General features: G+C 46.2%; 20 protein-coding genes. 9 read left to right on the forward strand and 11 right to left on the reverse strand.

Annotated elements, in window-relative coordinates; genetic code table 11:
• Positions 1 to 964: 964 nt before the first annotated feature.
• Positions 965 to 1,615, reverse strand: coding sequence for a DUF6088 family protein (locus AB1S55_RS14875; protein WP_370978968.1), 651 nt, complete (start codon positions 1,613 to 1,615; stop codon positions 965 to 967).
• A 333-nt stretch (positions 1,616 to 1,948) separates the two neighbouring features.
• On the opposite strand from AB1S55_RS14875, the gene AB1S55_RS14880 reads away from it, so the two are divergent.
• The 9 genes from AB1S55_RS14880 to AB1S55_RS14920 all read left to right on the forward strand — a co-directional run bounded on the left by AB1S55_RS14880 (position 1,949) and on the right by AB1S55_RS14920 (position 12,889).
• On the forward strand, positions 1,949 to 2,347 hold the full coding sequence (locus AB1S55_RS14880) for a hypothetical protein (RefSeq protein WP_370978969.1): 399 nt from the start codon (positions 1,949 to 1,951) through the stop codon (positions 2,345 to 2,347).
• A gap of 114 nt (positions 2,348 to 2,461) precedes the next feature.
• Positions 2,462 to 2,959 carry a DUF411 domain-containing protein gene (locus AB1S55_RS14885; RefSeq protein WP_370978970.1) on the forward strand — a complete coding sequence of 166 codons (498 nt, stop codon included), beginning with the start codon at positions 2,462 to 2,464 and terminating at the stop codon, positions 2,957 to 2,959.
• The gene (locus AB1S55_RS14890; RefSeq protein WP_370978971.1) at positions 2,959 to 4,263 is read left to right on the forward strand and encodes a TolC family protein; all 1,305 of its coding nucleotides are present in this window, start codon (positions 2,959 to 2,961) and stop codon (positions 4,261 to 4,263) included. Before AB1S55_RS14885 ends, AB1S55_RS14890 begins: the two co-directional genes overlap by 1 nt.
• A gap of 91 nt (positions 4,264 to 4,354) precedes the next feature.
• Positions 4,355 to 6,130 carry an efflux RND transporter periplasmic adaptor subunit gene (locus AB1S55_RS14895; RefSeq protein ID WP_370978972.1) on the forward strand — a complete coding sequence of 592 codons (1,776 nt, stop codon included), beginning with the start codon at positions 4,355 to 4,357 and terminating at the stop codon, positions 6,128 to 6,130.
• Positions 6,130 to 9,258 carry an efflux RND transporter permease subunit gene (locus tag AB1S55_RS14900; protein WP_370978973.1) on the forward strand — a complete coding sequence of 1,043 codons (3,129 nt, stop codon included), beginning with the start codon at positions 6,130 to 6,132 and terminating at the stop codon, positions 9,256 to 9,258. Before AB1S55_RS14895 ends, AB1S55_RS14900 begins: the two co-directional genes overlap by 1 nt.
• 11 nt (positions 9,259 to 9,269) lie before the next feature.
• Positions 9,270 to 9,749 carry a hypothetical protein gene (locus AB1S55_RS14905; protein ID WP_370978974.1) on the forward strand — a complete coding sequence of 160 codons (480 nt, stop codon included), beginning with the start codon at positions 9,270 to 9,272 and terminating at the stop codon, positions 9,747 to 9,749.
• Positions 9,750 to 9,769: 20 nt separating this feature from the next.
• The gene (locus AB1S55_RS14910; RefSeq protein WP_370978975.1) at positions 9,770 to 10,198 is read left to right on the forward strand and encodes a heavy metal-responsive transcriptional regulator; all 429 of its coding nucleotides are present in this window, start codon (positions 9,770 to 9,772) and stop codon (positions 10,196 to 10,198) included.
• Positions 10,199 to 10,290: 92 nt separating this feature from the next.
• On the forward strand, positions 10,291 to 10,638 hold the full coding sequence (locus AB1S55_RS14915; protein ID WP_370978976.1) for a hypothetical protein: 348 nt from the start codon (positions 10,291 to 10,293) through the stop codon (positions 10,636 to 10,638).
• Positions 10,631 to 12,889: a heavy metal translocating P-type ATPase gene (locus AB1S55_RS14920; RefSeq protein WP_370978977.1), complete on the forward strand. Its 2,259-nt coding sequence runs from the start codon at positions 10,631 to 10,633 to the stop codon at positions 12,887 to 12,889. The genes AB1S55_RS14915 and AB1S55_RS14920 overlap by 8 nt, the downstream gene beginning before the upstream one ends.
• A 47-nt stretch (positions 12,890 to 12,936) precedes the next feature.
• On the opposite strand, the gene AB1S55_RS14925 is transcribed toward AB1S55_RS14920, so the two are convergent.
• The 10 genes from AB1S55_RS14925 to AB1S55_RS14970 form a co-directional block, all read right to left on the reverse strand.
• Positions 12,937 to 13,152 (reverse strand): GDCCVxC domain-containing (seleno)protein, encoded by a 216-nt coding sequence (locus AB1S55_RS14925; RefSeq protein WP_370978978.1) that lies wholly within the window; start codon positions 13,150 to 13,152, stop codon positions 12,937 to 12,939.
• Positions 13,145 to 13,435 carry a mercury resistance system periplasmic binding protein MerP gene (gene merP / locus AB1S55_RS14930; protein WP_370978979.1) on the reverse strand — a complete coding sequence of 97 codons (291 nt, stop codon included), beginning with the start codon at positions 13,433 to 13,435 and terminating at the stop codon, positions 13,145 to 13,147. Before merP ends, AB1S55_RS14925 begins: the two co-directional genes overlap by 8 nt.
• 10 nt (positions 13,436 to 13,445) lie before the next feature.
• Positions 13,446 to 13,799 (reverse strand): mercuric transporter MerT family protein, encoded by a 354-nt coding sequence (locus AB1S55_RS14935; RefSeq protein WP_370978980.1) that lies wholly within the window; start codon positions 13,797 to 13,799, stop codon positions 13,446 to 13,448.
• A gap of 73 nt (positions 13,800 to 13,872) precedes the next feature.
• Positions 13,873 to 14,262 (reverse strand): Hg(II)-responsive transcriptional regulator, encoded by a 390-nt coding sequence (gene merR, locus AB1S55_RS14940; RefSeq protein WP_370978981.1) that lies wholly within the window; start codon positions 14,260 to 14,262, stop codon positions 13,873 to 13,875.
• The gene (locus tag AB1S55_RS14945; RefSeq protein ID WP_370978982.1) at positions 14,246 to 15,145 is read right to left on the reverse strand and encodes a cation diffusion facilitator family transporter; all 900 of its coding nucleotides are present in this window, start codon (positions 15,143 to 15,145) and stop codon (positions 14,246 to 14,248) included. The genes merR and AB1S55_RS14945 overlap by 17 nt, the downstream gene beginning before the upstream one ends.
• A gap of 9 nt (positions 15,146 to 15,154) precedes the next feature.
• A complete protein-coding gene (locus AB1S55_RS14950) occupies positions 15,155 to 15,775 on the reverse strand; it encodes an isoprenylcysteine carboxylmethyltransferase family protein (RefSeq protein ID WP_370978983.1) in 621 nt (206 codons plus the stop codon).
• A 24-nt stretch (positions 15,776 to 15,799) separates the two neighbouring features.
• Positions 15,800 to 18,904, reverse strand: a complete 3,105-nt coding sequence (locus AB1S55_RS14955) for an efflux RND transporter permease subunit (RefSeq protein ID WP_370978984.1) — start codon at positions 18,902 to 18,904, stop codon at positions 15,800 to 15,802.
• A gap of 12 nt (positions 18,905 to 18,916) precedes the next feature.
• Positions 18,917 to 20,053, reverse strand: a complete 1,137-nt coding sequence (locus tag AB1S55_RS14960) for an efflux RND transporter periplasmic adaptor subunit (protein ID WP_370978985.1) — start codon at positions 20,051 to 20,053, stop codon at positions 18,917 to 18,919.
• On the reverse strand, positions 20,053 to 20,352 hold the full coding sequence (locus AB1S55_RS14965) for a hypothetical protein (RefSeq protein WP_370978986.1): 300 nt from the start codon (positions 20,350 to 20,352) through the stop codon (positions 20,053 to 20,055). The genes AB1S55_RS14960 and AB1S55_RS14965 overlap by 1 nt, the downstream gene beginning before the upstream one ends.
• A gap of 55 nt (positions 20,353 to 20,407) precedes the next feature.
• On the reverse strand, positions 20,408 to 21,679 hold the full coding sequence (locus AB1S55_RS14970) for a TolC family protein (protein WP_370978987.1): 1,272 nt from the start codon (positions 21,677 to 21,679) through the stop codon (positions 20,408 to 20,410).
• Positions 21,680 to 21,776: the final 97 nt, after the last annotated feature.

A 21,776-nucleotide genomic window follows, 5' to 3' on the forward strand; every position in this document is an offset into this window, starting at 1 on the left:
ATGAGTCTTACTTAAACGCGTTCTAATCAGCCCAACGCTGGTGGCCTAACCTAAAGAAACACAGTTATTGCACCTATGCCCAGCCTTTGGAATAGATGCTTCCTAAGAAAAATCAATAGTGATTCGTTGTTTTTCTAAGCTAAGCACCGCGAAGGGAGCCAATCCAGGAGGGTTGTTGGGCGAAGGATGAATGACGCTTCGATAATGTTTTTCTTGTTTTTCTTGTTTGTCTTCTTTTAAGCGAAGGAGGCTATCGACCGAAGAGTTATTTTCAAGAACTGTTTCCTTGCGTGAAACGACATGTTTTTTTCATATTTATGCACTCGCAGCGATTGGTCTCAGGGATCAGTTTCAACTGCCGTTAGCTCCTTATTTGTTGGATAAACAATCTTCCGATTGGCGCGTAGGTTAGTTAGTCTCGTATCTGCGATAATTCGTGTACGTAGATTGAGCCATTACCCCATAAAAAAGCAGAACCTGCCCGTAGCACCCGCCAATTAATTCCTTAATAAGTCGGCTAGTGGTCCATCAATGTAAGTCTATACAGTTAAGCAAAAACCACCTTATGAGCCTCTATTGCAGAGAGAGCTTCCACCAAGGTCCGCATAAAGGAAGAGCGAATCAGGAAGTCGCGAGAGCGCGCCCTGTTGCATAAGACCCTCAGCAAACACTCGAACATCACCTGGTAGCTGAATCGTATTGACATCTCCCAAGCCTCATGAGCCAATCCAATAATACAGGCCATGTAATCTATAGCTAATGTACTTCCCCCGCGCTTCACAAGTTTTAGATTTTTATACGTTTCGTAAAAGACGGGCTCTATTGGAGTTCATCCAATATTGCCAAGTCATTGGCGCTGCCCCCCAAGAGGGGTTACAGGTAATGATTCAGTCTATGTCAGGGAAAGAATAATCCAAGCCGGATAATTGGCGTTCCATAGCTTTCAATGTAAACAGCAATGGATTTACTGAGGACCTAAATCAACAGAGCTTTGAGTAGACTGCTTCTCGAAAGATTTAAGCTTACTGATCCACTTCTTAGGCAAGGGCTCTTCTTGTAGTAATTTAAGAGTCTTTACGATCTCTGCATTGTGAATAGACAGTCGGTAAAACGCGATGTGTAAATCTTTAAGCTCAACGTAATCTGCGTTTGTGACGTAGATAGCTCGTAACAACATACCCAAAGTTTGATCTGCCCACCTAAGCTTTTTCGCAGAAGTTTTACAAATAAATACGATAGCGTTGTCTAACCTAAATTCCCTCGTAGGCCCGTCACTCCAATAAACGGTTCGGATTGGAGCTTGTGTTTGAAACCCGACTCTGTAGGCAGCATAAAGCCCTTGACTCGCTAAGCGATATCCACGCTTTCTTGCCCAAAGTCTGGCGATTTTTTCCGGGCTGGTGGTGACAGTAATACTTGGGATGCTGGGAAGCGGTTTTCGGGCAGCGTACATCCCCCGGCTAACGCGAATAACTTTGCCAGACTGGACTAGTTTGGCTACCGCTTTGTGAACGGAACCAACGGAGGCGAGCCCGTAAAGCTCATCAATATAGAATAGGATACCACGTTCGAGCCGCTCAAGGTGTTGAACTACTTTATTTATTAGGGTCGGCATGTTGCATTGAAAACTATTTTCCGAAGCTGAGAGATAGTGTTCGAGTATACGTTATGTTTCGAGTTGCAAGGAAAGGGGCTAGTAACGACTCTTTGAACGGTATGGTAGGTATCAAGCGTACCTACCAACACCAAATGACAGAATGTTATTCATCTATCAATTTGGGGAGGCCAAACGGAGGCCTCTTTTACCTCTTGAAGGCTGCTAACAGCCCATTAGAAAGATTGAGTGCTGCACGTCCTATATGACTTAGGTCAACCTATAAGCGGACATTCTTGGAAAAGTGGGTGCGAAATGTTAGTGTTAAACCTATAATCTGACAGTATGTTTTGTATGAATTCGTTCCGAACCACTAAAAACGCTCGCAAATGGGTGATTTTTTTCCTCTTGGCCTTCATTGGGCAAGGGGCGTTTGCGGGTGTTCATACGAACATGAAGGCGGGTCAATCCAGTTCTGGTGGCCAAGAGTCTGCTGGTTCGCATTGTCACGGTGATATGGATCATTCAATGACAAAGGAAAACCATGAGTCAGATCCGCTAGTATCATCCACTCCGGGCGCAGAGTGCTGCGAGGATGGATGTCCCATGACGGCATGTCATTCAGTTAACATGATTTTAACGTCTGTCAGCTTCCCAACCCTTGGCTTCCACAACACCTTCAACTTCTTCCTGAAACAAGCTGCTGTTTTAGAGCCTGCTCGTTCTCTCTATCGTCCACCCATTCTCGGCTAACCACACTACTGTTGCGCCCGAAATAAGGCGCTATTAAGCCGAGGATCCTTTTGATCCTCACCGTTATTCAGTTTCACAAGCAGTTTTTGCTTGTGAAGTTATGAGGATTAATCAATGAAAGTTATCACTTTTAGCTTCCTATCGTTCGTATTGGTAGCCCTTGCGGCTTGTTCGGACTCTTCATTGCCGGATGAAAACGCCGGTGTTTCAAAAGGGCTAGCAATAGAGGTATTTAAGAGCCCGACTTGCGGTTGCTGTGGAAAGTGGGTCTCACATATCCAAGAGAATGGATTTGACCCCACGATTCGTAATCGCAACTCTCTCGATGCCATTAAAAAGAAATTCAATATTCCTCGCGAACTTCAGTCCTGCCATACAGGAGTGACTGCAGAGGGGTATTTCTTTGAGGGTCATATTCCCGCCAAGCATATCACGGCGTTTTTAGCGAACCCGCCGGAAGGTGCTATTGGACTAGCGGTACCGGGTATGCCAGCAGGTAGCCCAGGTATGGAAATGGGAGATCGTTTTACGCCCTATGAGGTTTTGCTGGTCAAAGCTGATGGTAGCACCGAGCCTTTTGCCGCCGTCTCTAGTCTAGAGGAGCAATACTAATGGGCCTTGAAAGAAAAATATGGGAGATGTTCCTATGCGTTTCGGTACTCGCTTTATCAGCAAGCTTTGCCCAGGCGGAAAGCTATACACTCGAGCGTGCTGTTAAGGATGCCCAGGTTCAAGATCCTTGGTTGATCGGCAGTATGAAACGCCAAGAAAGCCTTGAGGCTTTGAGTATCGAGAGTGGCTCGCTTCCAGATCCATCCGTCAGTCTGGGCATCGCCAATCTCCCCATAGATACTTTGGATTTCTCTCAAGAGGGGATGACCCAGTTTAAAGTCGGGGTCAGCCAAATGTTTCCACGCGGAAAGACGCTTTCGTTAAAGCGAGAGAAACTGCAAAACTTGAGTGAGATGCAGCCCCATGCGAGAGAGGATCGCAATGCCCAAGTGGCTGTTACTGTTTCTCAGTTGTGGTTGGATGCCTACAAAAGTGAACAGACGATCCGATTGATCGAAGATGATCGAGCGCTTTTTGAGCATTTAGTGGATGTAGCTCAATCCAGTTATACCACCGCAGCCGGTAAAACACGCCAGCAAGATCTCGTGCGAGCGCAGTTAGAGCTGACGCGCCTTGATGATCGTTTAACACGCTTGCGTCAGCAACGGGATATGGCCCTCGCGCGTCTCGGCGAGTGGCTGGGCAATCCTAGCATTTCACTTTCTGAAAATACGTCGTTAGGCAATCTTATACCACTCAGCGCACCAGAATTAATTGGTGCATCTGATCTCTCACAAAAGCTTCGTCAGCTCTCTGAAAGCTTAAGCCGGCACCCGAAAATTAAAAGCCTTGATAAAAAAATCAAAGCTTTTGATTCGGGTGTTCGGGTTGCCAAACAAAGCTACAAACCTCAATGGGGCGTAAATGCCAGTTACGGATACCGCGATCAAACCCCGATGGGCGATGATCGGTCAGACTTCTTTTCTGTGGGGGTTAGCTTCGATGTTCCCCTATTTACAGGTAAACGCCAAGACAAAAAAGTTCAGTCGGCCAACGCAGAGTTAGAAGCAGTAAAGACAGAGAGAGCCCTAATTTTGCGTCAATTGAAGTCCGGCTATGACGCGGCAGAAGCCAAGCATGTCCGCCTCTCTGAACGAAAGTCTTTATTTGATACGCGTTTATTAAAGGAAATGGCAGAACAGGCGGAAGCGTCTTTGTCGTCCTACACAAATGATGACGGTGATTTTGCTGAAGTCGTGCGTGCGCGTATTGCAGAGATCAATGCTCGCATTGAAGCGTTACACGTTGATATCGAGATCCAAAAGAACATCGCCCAACTCAATTATTTTCAAGCCGGAAAATAATCGAAAACGAATTTAGCAGCGTTGCATTTTTTAGAAAAGTGTGACGACAGGAGAAATCATGAATAAATCAGATATTTTCAAGCCTGCGACATTGATTGCGGCTATTTCAGGTGCACTTGTCGGTGGTGTATTAATGTATTCCTTTGGTGGCGGAACGTCGAATTCTGACCCAATGGCAAGTACTAAAAAGGAGCCTCTGTATTGGGTGGCGCCGATGGATCCCAATTACCGACGTGATAAACCTGGAAAATCGCCCATGGGTATGGATTTAATCCCTGTTTATGACGAGGGCGAAAAATCCAATGATGAGGGCCCCGGTACGATTAGTATCTCACCAGACGTGATTAACAATCTCGGTGTGCGTACGGGCTTGGTAGAGCGTAAACCTCTGCATAGTGAGATTGTGACGGTAGGTTATGTTAAGTACGATGAAGACAAGCTTATCCATATTCATCCTCGTGTATCCGGGTGGGTGGAAAAACTCCACGTTAAAGCAGCGGGTGACCCGGTAATAGAAGGAGAGCCACTTTACGCGTTGTATTCGCCAGAGCTAGTAAATGCACAAGAAGAGTTGGTGCTTGCATTAAACCGAAAAAACGCACGTTTAATTCAAGCCGCGGAAGATAGGCTTAAAGCATTGCAAATTCCTGAAGCATCTATCGAAACACTCAAAAGAACACTAAAAATTCAACAAACAGTGACGTTTTACGCACCTCAGTCCGGTGTCGTGGACAACTTGAATATTCGCGAAGGATTTTTTGTAAAGCCTGGAACTACCATGCTAAGCATTGGCGCATTGGATCAAGTGTGGGTAGAAGCTGAGATATTTGAGCGACAAGCTGCGCTAGTGAAATCAGGTGACTCTGTCACGATGACGCTGGATTATTTACCTGGGAAGACCTGGTCAGGCAGGGTTGATTACGTTTATCCAACACTCGACAGCAAAACGCGTACGGTCCGATTACGGTTACGATTTGATAATCCAGATCTAGCACTTAAGCCCAATATGTTTGCACAAGTTGCGGTGCATTCGGACAGCGCCGAACAACTTCTTGTTATTCCTCGTGAAGCACTTATTCGCACCGGCAACCAAGATCGGGTGGTATTGGCTTTGGGTGAAGGTAGTTTTAAATCCATTGCGGTAAAAGTCGGGCGAGAAAATCAAGACTCAATCGAAGTACTTGAAGGACTTGCTGAAGGCGAACGTATTGTTTCTTCTGCACAATTTTTACTTGATTCGGAATCGAGTAAAACATCAGATTTTAAACGCATGAGCACTGAACGCGATAAGGTGGAATTTGTATGGGTGTCTGCAGTAATCGATGAACAAATCACCGAAAAACGACAAGTGAAAGTCAGTCACGATGCTATCGACGAATGGGGCATGATGGCCATGACGATGAACTTCAGCGTGGATGACGATATTGATTTTAATAGCTTGCAGCCTAACACCGAATTACACATGCAAATCAAGATGGGTGATGATGGACTGTATGAAATTATTGGTACCCATATTATGGGGATGTCAGAGCCTCATCATGAGACTCAATCAGCGATTGTGAGCGGTGTAGTCAATAGTATTGATAGTGAGCAGGGTGTTATCAATATCACGCGTGGACCGATAGAAAAATGGAATCGCCCAGCCGCAACGATAGATTTCTTGGTTGATGATTCGCTTACCGCTATTGAATTGTCAAAAGGTGATGCGTTTACATTTGAATTCATAATTAATGACGGTGATTTTGTTATCACTCGAATAATTAAATCGGATGATCTTTCAATCAACGATAAACAGAATAGCCCTGAGGATCATCAAAGTCCTAGCAAGGAAGACCATCAGCTTCACAATATGGAGGGACACCACTAATGATCGCTTCCATTATCCGTTGGTCCATTGGTAATCGTTTTTTCGTTCTGCTTTCCACGGCCATTTTGGTCGGATTAGGTTTGTTTTCCGTTCAACGAACGCCAGTGGATGCGATACCCGATCTCAGCGATGTTCAAGTCATCATCAAAACATCCTATCCTGGGCAAGCCCCGCAGGTTGTCGAAGACCAAGTGACGTACCCGCTCACTACAGCTATGTTGTCCGTTCCTGGTGCTGTAACTGTGCGGGGTTTTTCTTTTTTTGGCGACTCGTATGTCTATGTAATTTTTGATGAAAAAACAGATTTATACTGGGCGCGTAGCCGTGTATTGGAATACCTAAGCCAAGTTGCGCCAACTTTGCCTGAATCGGCCAAGCCTCAACTTGGGCCCGACGCGACTGGCGTGGGTTGGGTGTATATATATGCACTTACCGATAAGTCAGGGAAACACGACATCAGCCAACTGCGTAGTTTGCAAGATTGGTTTTTAAAATACGAATTGCAAACAGTTCCCGGCGTATCTGAAGTTGCAGCCGTTGGCGGGATGGTCAAACAATACCAAGTCACGGTTAATCCTGAAAAATTACGAGCATTTAATATCCCCCTTGCTCATGTACAGATGGCTATCAAACGAGCGAACCAGGAGGTCGGCGCATCCGTCATCGAAATGGCCGAAGCCGAGTATATGGTACGTGCCTCGGGTTACCTACAAAACAAAAATGATCTGGCCAATATTCCAATCAAAGTAAATCCGACCGGTACGCCGTTGCTCCTCAAGGATATCGCCGACATTCAATTAGGGCCACAAATGCGACGAGGCATTGCTGAATTAAATGGCGAGGGGGAAACCGTTGGCGGCATCGTCGTGATGCGTTTTGGTGAAAATGCACAAACTACCATTGACGGTGTGAAAGAAAAATTAGAGGCCCTTAAAAAAGGGTTGCCCGAAGGTGTTGAAATCGTCACCGTCTATGACCGCTCTGGCCTTATACAAAACGCGATCAGCAACCTTTGGGAAAAACTCCTTGAAGAGTTTATCGTCGTTGCACTTGTCTGCATTATTTTTCTGTTTCACGTCCGTTCATCACTCGTAGCAATTGTCAGTCTGCCCATCGGGATATTAACGGCATTTATTGTGATGTACTTTCAAGGCATTAACGCGAATATTATGTCCCTAGGCGGAATTGCCATTGCGATCGGCGCGATGATCGATGGTGCAATTGTGATGATTGAAAATATGCATAAACACATGGAACGCACACCCTTAACGCCAGAGAACCGATGGCAAATTGTCAGTAAATCGGCCACAGAAGTTGGGCCAGCATTATTTTTTAGTTTACTGATTATTACTGTAAGTTTCGTTCCTGTATTTACACTAGAAGCACAAGAAGGACGAATGTTTAGCCCGCTGGCGTTTACCAAAACGTATGCGATGGCGGCATCAGCAGCGTTAGCTGTAACTTTGGTGCCCGTGTTAATGGGTTATTTTATTCGAGGGAAAGTCTTACCAGAAAATCGCAACCCTATTAATCGGGTATTAATTAAAGCCTATACGCCAATTTTAAGAATGGTTTTAAGGTTCCCTAAAACTACTGTATTGGGATCGGTATTAATCTTATTGAGCACACTATGGCCGATGCAAAGAATTGGTAGTGAATTTATCCCGCCCCTTGATGAAGGGGATCTAATGTATATGCCGACCACATATCCTGGGATATCGATTGGTAAAGCAAGGGAACTGCTACAGCAAACCGATAAGCTGATCGCCACAGTGCCAGAAGTTGAAAACGTATTCGGGAAAATTGGCCGTGCAGAGACAGCGACTGACCCTGCTCCCCTAACAATGATTGAAACATTTATTCAACTGAAGCCTCGGGATCAGTGGCGAGAAGGCGTCACGACAGAATCGCTAAAGAAAGAGTTCGATAATTTAGTGAAGTTGCCTGGCGTGACCAATGCTTGGGTAATGCCAATAAAAACGCGAATCGATATGCTGGCGACGGGCATTAAAACTCCAGTGGGTATTAAAGTGGCAGGCCCAGATTTAAGCGTTATCCAATCTATCGGCCAGCAACTAGAAACTATTTTAAGTGACGTTGAGGGTACTGCATCGGTGTATTCGGAACGCGTTGCCGGTGGCCGCTATCTTGATATTGATATCCACCGTGAGAAAGCCGCACGTTTTGGTCTTAATATTGCCGATGTTCAGCAAGTGATTGCTTCTGCCATTGGTGGAATGAATGTTACTCATACGGTGGAAGGCCTAGAGCGTTATCCCGTTAATATTCGTTACCCACAAGCGTACCGAAACTCTCCAAAGCAACTCGCTCTTTTACCCATCGTTACGCCTCGAGGAGGAAGAATTGCGCTTGGTGATGTAGCAACAATTGATATCGTCGATGGCCCGCCAGGCATTAAAAGTGAAAATGCACGTATTAATGGCTGGACATTTATTGACATTGATGGCGTTGATGTCGGCAGCTACGTAGAGCTAGCAAAAAGCATTGTCGATAGTGAATTAGACTTACCCGCTGGTTATTCGATTAGTTGGTCTGGGCAATACGAATATATGGAGCGAGCGAAAGCCAAATTGACTTATGTTATACCGCTAACTCTCGCTATTATCGTGGTACTTCTCTACTTAAATTTCAGGAGTTTTACTGAGGTCGCCATCATTATGGGAACCCTGCCGTTGGCCGTTATTGGCAGTTTTTGGCTGATGTATTTACTCGGATTTAATTTTTCAATCGCTGTAGGGGTTGGTCTCATTGCTTTAGCCGGTGTCGCCGTAGAAATAGGCGTGATCATGTTGGTCTATCTCAATCAATCTGTAGAGCAAGCTAAATCTAGCCAGCAAAATTCGACGCATCTTCCACTAGCCATCTTTAAACAAGCCGTTTTAGATGGAGCTGTTTTACGCGTTCGTCCAGTGCTGATGACAACGGGTGCAACTATCGTTGGACTGCTTCCGATCATGTACGGTGATGGAACAGGATCAGAGGTTATGCAACGTTTGGCAGCACCTATGGTTGGAGGGATGGTCAGCGCCTTGGTTTTGACCCTCCTTGTTTTACCAGCTGTTTATTTTCTTATTTTTAAATCCAAAATGGTAAATAACCAAATCTAAAGGTACTTGATATGAGCAGGATATTTTATTTGTTGGTCTTCATTTTCCCTACCTCAGTCTTTGCTGAAGGGACACATAATCACAATCATCATGACCACCACCATGAAAGCCCCGCCGGAAAACCCGGTGAAATTAATGCAATAGCGAAAACGATAAAGGTCGATCTCTTGGACTCCATGCGATTCAAATTTGGAAACGAACCCCAAATAAAAACGGGAGAAACTATAAAGTTCGTTGTGAATAACTTGGGCAAGTTACCCCATGAGTTTTCAATAGGCACTGAAGATGAGCATAAACAACATCGAACAATGATGCGTAAACACCCCAATATGAAGCATGTTGATGGGAATACAATTACTGTTCCTCCGGGAGAGACGAAAACTCTAATTTGGACATTTGGGAAACTCGACACTGTAATGGTTGCTTGTAACATTCCAGGGCATTTTGAAGCGGGAATGAATCATATCTTAAAGCTAAGTGACGATAATTAGTGATCGGTTAGGGGGGGCAAATGAAAATTGGAGATCTCGCCAAGAAAGCAGATGTCACGGTTGATACGCTGCGATACTACGAAAAAATCGGTTTGCTAAATGGTGTAAAGAGAAGCAGCAGTGGGTACCGTAGTTATGATCAAAGCAATGTTGAGCAAGTGCGCTTCATACGCAATGCCCAACACTCAGGCTTTAGCCTTGATGAGATTGCCCAACTGATTAAATTTAGAGCATCGCCGATAAATGCAAAACCCAAGGTTCGAGGTCTCGCAGAGATCAAGGTATCAGAGCTAACAGCGCGTATAAACGACCTAATCGCTCTCCGAGAAGAGATGAAAGGGTTAATTGAACAATGTGTTCGCAGTGGCGAGTCCGATTGCCCGATTATCGATAGCTTTAATGCGGAGGGAAAATCCGGTAATGCTCCAGAGCAAGAGCACGATAACTGACTCGGCAAGGCCTTGACTCTGGAGTCAGCTCCAATGTTTAACTATGCCCAGTATTTGATTATGTATGGTTACTCACTTATATCGGAGGTCTAATGTCACACGAAGATAATATGGAAAGTTCATTGCAGGACAAGCTGATATCGCTACTCGAGTCGACGGGGAGCGATATCGGACGGCTAAGCGCGACCTGTTGCCAGCCGAATAAAAGCGAGCGCATGCAAGCTTTGTTGCGTTCATACAAGTTGGTAAGCCAGCCGAATGAGGAAGATTCCTATGCTGATCGTTTAATCGAATTCGTCGAAGAAACGGGCGGCATTGTAGGCAGTATGCATGTGACTTGTTGTACACCTGATAGAGAGGAGATATATCAGCGTTTATTAAATCAAGTTAACCAAATTTTCATGCTCGCGTGGCAGCTGAAAGGGGGTTCCCATGAATAGTCACCTCGCTTCAATACCTTCCACTGAATTGCAGATTGGTGGTGCAGGTTGCGCTAGCTGTATCAGCAAAATTGAGTCTGCCCTAAACAATGTCCCCGGTGTTTCTAAGGCGCAAATGAACTTTGCTGAGCGAACTGTTGCAGTGGAAGGCGATGCGAGTTCTGAGCAACTTATTCATGCGATCGAAGCGATTGGCTATACGGCACAAGTAACCAATGCTAGTGATCTAAACCAAGCACAGCAAGATCGTGACAAGTCAGATCACATCTACTATAGGCGGTTGATACGCGATATGTGGTTGGCTTTAGGGCTAGGCATCCCTCTTATGCTCTATGGTTTGGCTGGCGGTTCGATGACGATTAACTCACCACAAGAACAGGTATCTTGGTTAATCGTAGGGTTGTTAACCCTTGCGGCGATGTATATCGCTGGAGGCCGATTCTACATTGGGGCTTGGCGTTCTTTAATAAACAAATCTGCCACAATGGACACGCTTATTGCGCTAGGTACAGGCGCTGCTTGGCTCTATTCAATCGTCGTTGTACTTGTGCCTTCACTCATCCCCGAACTCGCTCGCCATATTTACTTTGAGGCAAGCGCCATGATTATTGGACTAATTAATTTGGGGCTGGCACTCGAAGTTAAAGCGCGTGGACGAACCAGTGATGCGCTTAAAAGACTCATTGGACTACAACCAAAAACGGCAAGGCGATTATTAGAAGGTGAAGAAATTGATGTCGCCATCGCTGAAGTTGAAATTGGTCACCTCATTCGCGTTCGTCCCGGAGAAAAAATTCCTGTTGATGCGGATGTGACTGAAGGCGCTACCTCAATTGATGAGTCCATGTTGACAGGAGAGCCCATCCCTGTTGAAAAAAAATGTGGTGATTCTGTTTCGGCAGGAAGTATTAACAAAACAGGATCGATTGTCATAAAGGCGACCGCCGTTGGTGAGCATACAGCGCTTTCTAATATCATCAGTTTGGTCAAGCAAGCACAAAACTCTAAACCTCCGATTGGGCGAATTGCCGATACGATATCCGCTTACTTTGTTCCCTCTGTCGTGGTTATTGCGCTTTTAAGCGCAATTGTCTGGCTTAATTGGGGGCCGTCGCCTTCGTATGCCTATGCGCTTGTGGCAGCAACAACTGTGCTCATTATTGCTTGCCCCTGTGCACTCGGGTTAGCGACGCCAATGTCAATTATGGTTGGTGTTGGTAAGGCCGCAGAGTATGGTGTGCTGATCCGTAACGGTGAAGCACTTCAGACGACATCGAAAATAACCACGATGGTGCTCGACAAAACGGGGACAATTACTGTTGGCGCACCTCATGTAACGGAGATTATTACTGGCAGTCAGTTTCATGAAGAGGAATTGCTAAAACTAGCGGCGAGTGTAGAGCTTCGATCCGAGCACCCACTTGCTCAAGCAATTATTGATTGCGCTAAAGCGCGCGGAATTACAACAGTTGATGCTCACGACTTTGATGCAGTCTCCGGTAAGGGCATAGTGGCAACACTAGACAGCAAAAAAGTATTGCTTGGAAATATTGCACTCATGAAGGAAAACAACATACCCCTTCAAATGGATAATGCTAAAAATTCTCATGAACTTGCCTCCAGCCTTGCGTCCGAAGCTAAAACGCCAATGTTTCTAGCGGTAGATAATAAGCTTGCAGGAATAATCGCGGTATCTGATCCTATTAAAGAAGACTCAATCTCTGCGATACAGAGGCTTAAAAACCTGGGTATCAAACCGGTGATGCTAACGGGTGATAATCATTTAACTGCCGAGGCAGTTGCGAAAAAGGTAGGAATTAAAGATTTTGTAGCGGAAGTTCTTCCAGAAGAAAAAGCGAATACCGTTAAAAGCCTACAATCATCAGGGGAAATCGTTGGCATGGTGGGTGACGGTATAAATGATGCACCAGCGTTGGCCTCAGCTGATGTCGGGTTTGCAATTGGTACTGGGACGGATGTTGCCATTGAGAGTGCAGATATCACTTTGATGCGAGGTTCTCTTCATGGCTTAGTAGATGCAATTTCGGTTAGCAAGGCCATCCTCAAAAATATTAAGCAGAATATGTGGGGCGCATTTATCTACAATACGCTGGGCATACCCGTGGCGGCCGGAGTATTTTACCCAGTAATAGGATTGCTTTTGAATCCTGTTGTCGCGGGCCTTGCAATGGCTTTTTCTTCGGTGACGGTTGTGTCAAATGCTAATCGCTTGCGGTTACTCAAGCCTTGATGTTTATATGTAGTTTATATGTAGTTTAAATGTTTGTTTGAAATGACTCACGAACAGCATGTTCGATCCTGTTGAATTGGAGGGCAAGGAATCGAGCCGTACGAACAAAACACGCAACAGTCTCTGTGTTTTGGTTTCAAGACAACGTGGCAAGATCCACACTCGTAGAACCATTGACAGGCATCAGTTGGCATTGTTTCCTGTTTTTCATGTCCGCACTCTGGGCAAGTAAGTACAGATTCTAGTTCAACACTCTTACTCATTTGTATCGCTCAACTCTAGCTTCGACGGGTAACCTGCGTTGGTAGTGGCTTCTACCAATGAGGCGACTCCCGTTTTTTCATCATCAAAAATTACAATTGCCAGCTTGGTTTTATAGCTCACCTCAGCGGAGATCACACCATCGATGTTTTTAAGCGCCTTTTTAACCGTAATAGGACAGGTCGCACAATTCATCGTCGGTACGCTCAATGTGACTTGTTGCTCTACGGCAAACGCAAAACTGGTATACAGGAAACAGAGTGTCAATATCATTGCTCTTTTCATGGCTTAACCCTTACGCAAAAAATAAAACCCAATATGGGCTGAAAATTAAGATCATTGCGACCAGTACAGCAACAAAGTACAAAAGCTTACGGTTTCTTTGTACCCTTGGTTGTGCACAGGCTTCCCCGGGGATACAGAAATCTTGCTTTGTAAGATCGGACTTAAATATTCGCCAACCAGCCCATCCAAACAAAGCGACAACGACGGCGATAAAGAGTGGCCGGTAGGGTTCAAGTTCGGTCAAATTGGCTATCCAGGCTCCGCTGATGCCAACACTCAAAAGAATGAGGGGACCAGCACAGCAAAGGCTAGCACCAAACGCGGCAGCAACTCCTGCGATAAGTGACCATGATGTTTTCTGCACAGCCCTCTCCAAGTAAAGTGAATGACGAGTAGAGTATAGACTCCGTACCTAGATACGGAGTCAAGGCATGGCATCACTTTGGCTGAAGTGAATTGATGATTGGACATCGGGTTTCGTCTTCATTCGTATTGCATTGTAAAAGCAACGCTTTTAGTGCACTTTCCAAGCGCCTCAAGTCCCTCATCTTTGTCTGGACTGCTTCGAGTTTATTTTCAGCAAGCGCTTGTACGTCACTACATGGGAAATCCTCAAGACTCAGTAGACGTGACACCTCTTCAAGTGTAAAACCGAGTTCTTGAGCACGTTTAATAAAACGTATTCTATTTACAGTTTCATCAGGGTAATGCCGATAACCCACGTCCGGTTTTGGCGGCTGTTGGATGAGGGCCTTCCGTTCATAAAAACGAATGGTTTCAACGTTGATGTTGAGCGCTTTAGCAAGGTGACTAATTGTTCTCGTCATGGTTTTGATCTCGGCAAGCTTCGTTTGGGAATTCAAACTCTATGGTTGTGTGCTGCAAGCCATATGCTTCCAAGCTATTGGCAATATCTTTTTTTAGTTTAAGTTGTGCTTCAGGCAGGACAAATTTATTAAGTACCAAGTGCACCGTCATCACATGGTGCTCACCATCAAGCGACCAAAGATGTAGGTGATGAATTTCACTAATCTCATTAAATCTTAAGAGTGATGATCGGATGCCTCGGTAACTTTCGGTACTTGGAGCGGCTTGAAGAAACAATTTGATGGTAGTCCATAAGTTACGAACCACATTAGCTAGAATAAAAAGCGTAAATACGATAGAGAGAATGGGGTCAAGAACCGGCCACTCGACAAACATCAAAATAATCGAAACAATCAATACGGCTACCCAGCCCAGTACGTCCTCCAGTAAGTGCCAATTTAGAATTTTCTCATTCAATGTTTTCCCTGCGCTTAACTTAAGGGCTGCGTAGCCATTTACCATGACGCCCATAATCGCCAAGCCTAGCATTCCCTCGACAACTGGCATTTCTGGATTAAATAGCTTTGGAATAGCTTCTGTTAACACCCAGACCGAACCAATAACAAGTACCACGCCATTGATCAGCGCTCCCAGCAAAGAAAACCGGCGGTAGCCATAACTAAATTTAGTCGTTGCCTCTTTTTCACTGAGTCTTCCAAGCAGCCAGGCCAAGCCAATTGAAAGGCTATCCCCTAAATCATGCACCGCATCGGCCATGATGGCGGTACTGTTAGTAAGCCAGCCTCCGATAAATTCGATGATCGTAAAGCTCACATTCAAAAAGAAAGCCCATGCGATTCTTTTGGAGGAAGCATTTTCGTGATGATGATTGTGACTGTGCATGACAATCTCCTATAGCCAGCGTCTAACTTGCTGACAATAATCCCGATATTGTTGTCCGTGCAATCTCGTTAGATACTCCTCCTCCATCGCTACCTGTATTTGAATCAATGCAATATCAAGAGCCAAAATCGCGAATGTGATTGGATTTGGCAAAAGCAAGAAATAACCAAGCGATATAAAAATGATGCCGACAAAAATCGGATTTCTTGAGTACCGAAATAGGCCTCGCTGAACAAATTCCGTTTTTTGCTCATGATCAATACCAATGCACCAAGAGGCTCCCATCTGAGATTGGGCCGTTGCCACCCAAACTAGCGCAATCGTCATAATTCCCATACCCGCATATTTAACCGAGGTGCTGATGAGCAATTCGATGGACCCCAGCAACATATATAGATTTGGAAAAAATGAATAAACGATAAATATTAAAATAGATAATACGGGTAACCATTTAAAATAGATGCCTGTGATCGCCTCAGGCCCTGACTTTTGGTTAAGTTTAAAGGCATTAACTCCGGTGCTCTTTGCAACGGTATAATTCCTCCAAACAACTGCAACACCAAAAAATAAAGCAAAATAAACGGACAAAAAATAAATGATCAGCTGATTCATTGTATTAGCCCCTCCCAAAAAAGAGGGGCTCCTCCTTATGATTTAGTTCTCTTTTCTATGTACCCACTGATATAAAATCGGCAGCACAAATAACGTTAGAATTGTTGATGAGACGATCCCGCCGATCACGACGGTGGCGAGTGGTCGCTGAACTTCTGCGCCCGTACCAATGTTCAACGCCATGGGCACAAAACCTAGGCTGGCGACCAAGGCTGTCATCAATACCGGTCGAAGACGAGTCATTGCGCCCTCGATAATGGATGTCGTTAATTCCCCTGTCTCTTGCCAAAGTTGGCGAATAAACGCGAGCATCACCAAACCATTTAGTACTGCCACACCGGAAAGCGCGATAAAACCAATACCCGCTGAAATGGATAGCGGCATTTCGCGTAAGTACAAAGACAACACGCCGCCGGTGAGGGCCAATGGCACGCCGCTAAAAATAATCAATGCATCTTTGAATGATGAAAATGCCATCACCAATATGCCGAGGATCACCAGAAGTGTAAGCGGAACGACGATGGACAATCGCTGACTTGCAGACTCCAATTGCTCGAAAGTGCCACCGTAATCCAGCCAATACCCCGGAGGTATGTCCGCTTTTTCTCGAATAGCCTCTTGGACTTCTTTGACAAAACTGCCCAGATCTCTACCACGTACATTTGCTGTGACCACGATCCGGCGCTTGCCGTTCTCGCGACTAATTTGTGCCGGAGCTGGCGAGATATCCAAAGTTGCGATTTCTTCCAGCGGAACATAATCGCCGTTTTTAAGCGGGACAGGCAGAAACTTCAATCGATCAATATCTCGGCGTGTGGTCTCTGGCAAGCGTACAATGAGCTCAAAACGTCTATCGCCCTCATAGATAATGCCTGCCAATTCTCCGCCAATGGCTGCGGAGACCCAGTTTTGCAATTCAGCCACATTTAATCCGTAGCGGCCTAAGGCAGTGCGGTTGGGTATCACAGAGAGAGTCGGCAAGCCGGTGACTTGCTCGACGCGCGAATCCGCCGCTCCATCAATGCCATTCACAACCTTAAGCACATCGTTTGCCGTCAGTACCAGTTGATCCAGGTCATCACCAAATATCTTGATGCCCAAATCCGCGCGCACGCCCGAAATTAATTCGTTAAAACGCATCTGAATCGGTTGGGTAAACTCGTAGTTATTACCGGGTAACTTTTCCAGTGCACGCTCAATTTCTTCCACAAGTTCATCCTTGGTCTTGGAGGTGTCGGGCCACTCACTTCGTGGTTTTAAAATTACAAAGTTATCGGCTACATTAGGTGGCATGGGGTCGGTCGCCACTTCAGCGGTTCCGATACGCGCAAAAACTTTATCGACTTCTGGAAAGGATTTAATTCTTTTTTCAAGGATTTCCTGCATTTCCACCGCTTGCTCAAGCCCTGTACCGGGGATACGCATAGCGTGAAGAGCGATGTCGCCTTCGTTCAGTTGCGGAATAAATTCAGATCCCATGGTTGAAGCCAACCACAAACAAAACACCACTAAGCAGGTGGCAAAACTCACCACAGCCCAGCGGAATTTAAGCGCAAGTTTAAGTAACGGGCGGTAGGCCAATTTAGCCTTGGTGATGACAATGCTTTCTTTTTCACTGATCTTGCCATTCATAAACACGGCAACGGCAGCTGGAACTATTGTGAGCGAAAGTACCATGGCCGAAAGCAATGCCATGACCACGGTTGCAGCCATAGGGTGAAACATTTTGCCTTCAACCCCGGTGAGACTGAATATTGGAATGTAAACGATGGTAATAATGGCCACACCAAACAAGCTGGGTCGAATGACTTCTGAGGTTGCATCAAAAACGGTGCTTAATCGTTCACGTAAATCTTGTTGACCGTTTTTATGTTGATACTCGGCCAAGCGGCGAACACAGTTTTCGACAATAATCACCGCACCGTCGACGATCAAACCAAAATCCAATGCGCCAAGACTCATTAAATTCGCCGATACCCCCGCTTTCACCATACCGGTAATGGTCATCAACATCGCAAGGGGAATCACAGCGGCCGTGATCAAGGCCGCGCGAAAGTTTCCTAATAGCAAAAACAGCACAACGATGACCAGAAGTGCCCCTTCCATCAGGTTTTTGGAAACGGTGGCAATTGCCTTATCGACCAATGCAGTACGGTCGTATACAGCCTCGGCGATCACCCCTGCAGGTAAGAACGCTTGTATATCATCGAGCTTGCTCGCCACGTCTTGAGCAACGGTCCGCGAATTAGCACCGATCAACATCATCGCGGTGCCCAAAACAGTTTCTACGCCGTCTCGTGTTGCGGCACCGGTGCGTAATTCCTTACCAATACCGATATCGGCCACGTCTTTAATTTTAATGGGCACGGTGTCATGTTCGGTGATAATGACATTACCGATGTCTTCGATCGAACCGAGCTGGCCAGGTGAGCGTACCAGTAGTTGTTGACCGTTACGTTCAATGTACCCCGCCCCGCGATTGTCATTGTTGGTTTGTAGTGCGTGTACGACATCTTCGACACTGACCTTATAAACGAGCAACTTTGCGGGATCTGGCATCACGTGGTATTGCTTGTTGTACCCGCCAATACTGTTGACCTCAATAACACCTTTCACCTGCGCAAGCTGCGGTTTGATAATCCAGTCTTGGATTTCCCGTAATGCCGTCGCGGTATAGGGTTCGCCATTGGCCATTTTTGCGTTGGGTTCGGCTTGCACCGTGTACATAAAGATCTCACCCAAGCCGGTGGAGATAGGCCCCATCTCAGGCTCAAGCCCTGGCGGGAGGACACTTTTTATTGCGCCAAGTCTGGCGTTTATCAAGTTGCGCGCAAAGTAAATGTCGGTACCTTCTTCAAACACCACGGTCACTTGCGACAAGCCGTAGCGTGAAAGCGAGCGTGTATAAGAAAGATTGGGTAAGCCAGCTAACGCGGTTTCCACTGGATAGGTAATACGTTGCTCCGATTCCAGTGGTGAGTAACCCGGTGCTGCCGTATTAATTTGTACCTGGACGTTAGTGATATCAGGAACGGCATCGATGGGGAGTTTTTGATAACTCCACACACCGACACCGACGATGAGAAAAATAAAACATAAAACCAGTAAACGCCGCTCAATAGCGAGGCGTAAAATTGAATCAATCATAGCGCGCCTCGATTAGTGTTCGTGTTCTGCTTCGGATTTTTCGATATCAGCTTTTATCAAATAGCTATTTTCACTGACATATTGACTGTTCACTTCAAGCCCATCGATAACTTCATAGAAATGATCATCACTTTTACCCAGTACAAGTGGCGTAAAGCGGTATTCATCCCCCGCCTTAACGAACACACCCTGGCGCCCCCCCAGGGTTTGCACCGCATCTTTTACTACCGTCAAAGGAACCGAAAAGCGGCCGGTTTCCACGCGTGCTTCGATCATTAAGCCCGGAGATAAAGCCTGTTTACCATTGGCCAACTTGACGCGCGCCACCAGATAAGGGGATTCCATTGACGGTACAATATGGTCCACCGTGGATTCCACGCTGGTATTGCTTGCTAGTAAGTGAACCGCTTGACCTTCTGTGACCGAAGACTGCTGCGCGGGATAAACACGCAGTTCCGCCCAAACGGTGTCGAAGTTGGCGATGGAAAACAGAACCTGGTCTTTTGTCACTTCGCCGATATTGGCATGACGCTGAACGATCCTCCCGGCAATGGGCGAGCGGATTGCATAGGTTTTCAGGCTTTCGTTGGATTCAATTTCAGCCAATACATCGCCAGTTTCTACACGATCGCCAAGCGTGACTTTGACTGACTTAACCATACCCTCAAAACGCGCACGCACATGACTCAGCTGTTCAGGTGCGGAAACAATCGAGCCGAAGACAGTGATGGTTTGGTGAAGCTCTTGCGAGCCTGCGGTGGCCGTGACAATACCTACCTGTTTGGCCATCCCATTTTCGATGCGGCTCGTATTTTCCTCGTCGTGTCCATGTGTATCTTTTTCACCATGGCCTTCGTGTTCATCATGATCACCATCTTCATGATGCGATGCGTGCTGTTCCGTGGCTTCATGTTTCAGGTCATGCCCTTCTTGGTCGTGATCAACATGGCCTTCGTGCTCATCATGATCACCGTCTTCATGATGCGATGCATGTTGTTCCGTGGCTTCATGCTTGTGGTCATGGTCATCCTCAGACCAAGCATTTAAAGGTAAGATACTGAATAGCAAAACTTGGGCGAAGAACACAGTTAAAAAAGTTTTTTGATTTTTGGGTTTTCTGTAGGGAAACAATGTTGTTGAGCGCTTCATTATTTGTCTCCTTTAGATTTGTCTTGTGAATGGTCGTGCGCGTGATCGTCATGATTTTTATCGGCATTTTCTTCGTGGTCCACATGATCGTCGTGTTTCACTTGATCACCTTTTGACTGATGTGCTTTATGTTTTTTGGACTTTTCATGCCCATCGTGTTCTACGTGATCGCCTTCAGCATGATGTTCGTTATGTTTTTCGGTTTTTTCATGTTTATGGCCATGGCCCTCTGCTGCGAGAGCTGTGGCATTTAAGGTAAAAACAAAAGCGGTCATTAATATGATGAATACGGTTTTCATAGTCATAGATTCCTAAGGTCTGATTTGATCAAACCTGAACAAAAAGGTTATTAAATTATGGGTTGAGTGCTTCGCTGGTCAGCTTTTCAATCAAGGCCTGACTCACGAGGGCGGTTGTAGCGGCATCGATGAGCGCCTGTTTGCTGGCGAGCAATTCTTCCTGGGCGGCGATTAAATCGAGGTAGCGATAACGCCCGTTCTCAAAACCTTCAGTCGTCAGTCTTAGCGCTTTCTCCAATGCGGGGATGGCAACCTTTTGGGTAAGATTTGCCGCAGTGATACTTTGCTTTCGAAGTGACCAGGCCTCAAAAAGCCGCGCATGCAGTTGCAATAGTCGATCTTTTTGGGCGTAATCCACAGCGTTACGGTTAGCAAGTGCAGCCTTTACTTCGCCGTTGCTGCGTTTACCGGAAAATAGTGGAATGGAAAGCCCGGCGGTGAATGCCGATTCACCCGTTTCTTCAAAACGTTTTACGCCAACTCGCCAGCTTAAATCACTACGGCCATTTGCGCGGGCCAGTGTGACTTGCGCATCCCGGATGCGCGCTTCACTGGCCAGTACCCGAATGGCGGGCGATGTTTGGACGCGTGCGTACAGCTGATCAAAACTGTTGGTAGCCCCAAAGTTATAAAGATTGCCTTCCAGCGTGGCAAATTTTGCGGTGGTTTCTCCCCAGAATCTTACGAGCTGCACTTTTTGTCGTTTAAAATGTTCTTGTAATGCAGCGAGTCGGATCTCTGCGCGAGTGAGCGCCGCTTGGGCTCGCATCACTTCCGCTTCCGGTGTGGCGCCTCGTGCAGACCGTGTTTTCACTGTCTTAAGCAGTGATTGAGATAAGGCCAAAGATTCTTCGGCTAGTTGAATATTGGCCTGCGTCGCCAGCCCTTCGATGTATATCTCGGTTAATGCTCCGAGCACGTCGAGGGTCGCGGCTTGCTGTTCCCACTCCATCTGGTTTATACGGGCATCCGCATAAGAAAGGCGTGCCTGGCGTTTTCTGCCCAGCTCGATCGCTGAAGACAACGCCAGCGTGGTTTCCGCTGCATCAAGGCCTTGGTTACTGCCTGAACCGGCGAAATTTTCGACCTCAAGCTCAAGTGCTAGCGCCGGTCGCAAGGCACTGCTTTGCTTTTGAGCATTCAACACTTCTGTTGAGAAGCGGTATTGGTAAAGTTGAGGGTTTTGAGCAAGCGTCGAGGCCAGCGCTTTTTTTAAGGTCAGCGTGGTGCCAGTGTTTTCTGCTGCAACGACAGGTGTTGTACTGCTGAGTAAAAACGCAAGCAGCACGCAGGTGCGTTTGCACCTAAAAAATAGTGTATATCTCATGGAAAAGTCCTGAGTTAAGTCGTGTTTCCGCTAATGGGGGTAAAAAACAGTGCTTAGGACTTAGGCAATTGGAGGGCGTAGGAAGGTTTCGAAAGTG

It is taken from the genome of Agaribacterium sp. ZY112 (genome assembly GCF_041346925.1).
GTDB lineage: Bacteria > Pseudomonadota > Gammaproteobacteria > Pseudomonadales > Cellvibrionaceae > Agaribacterium.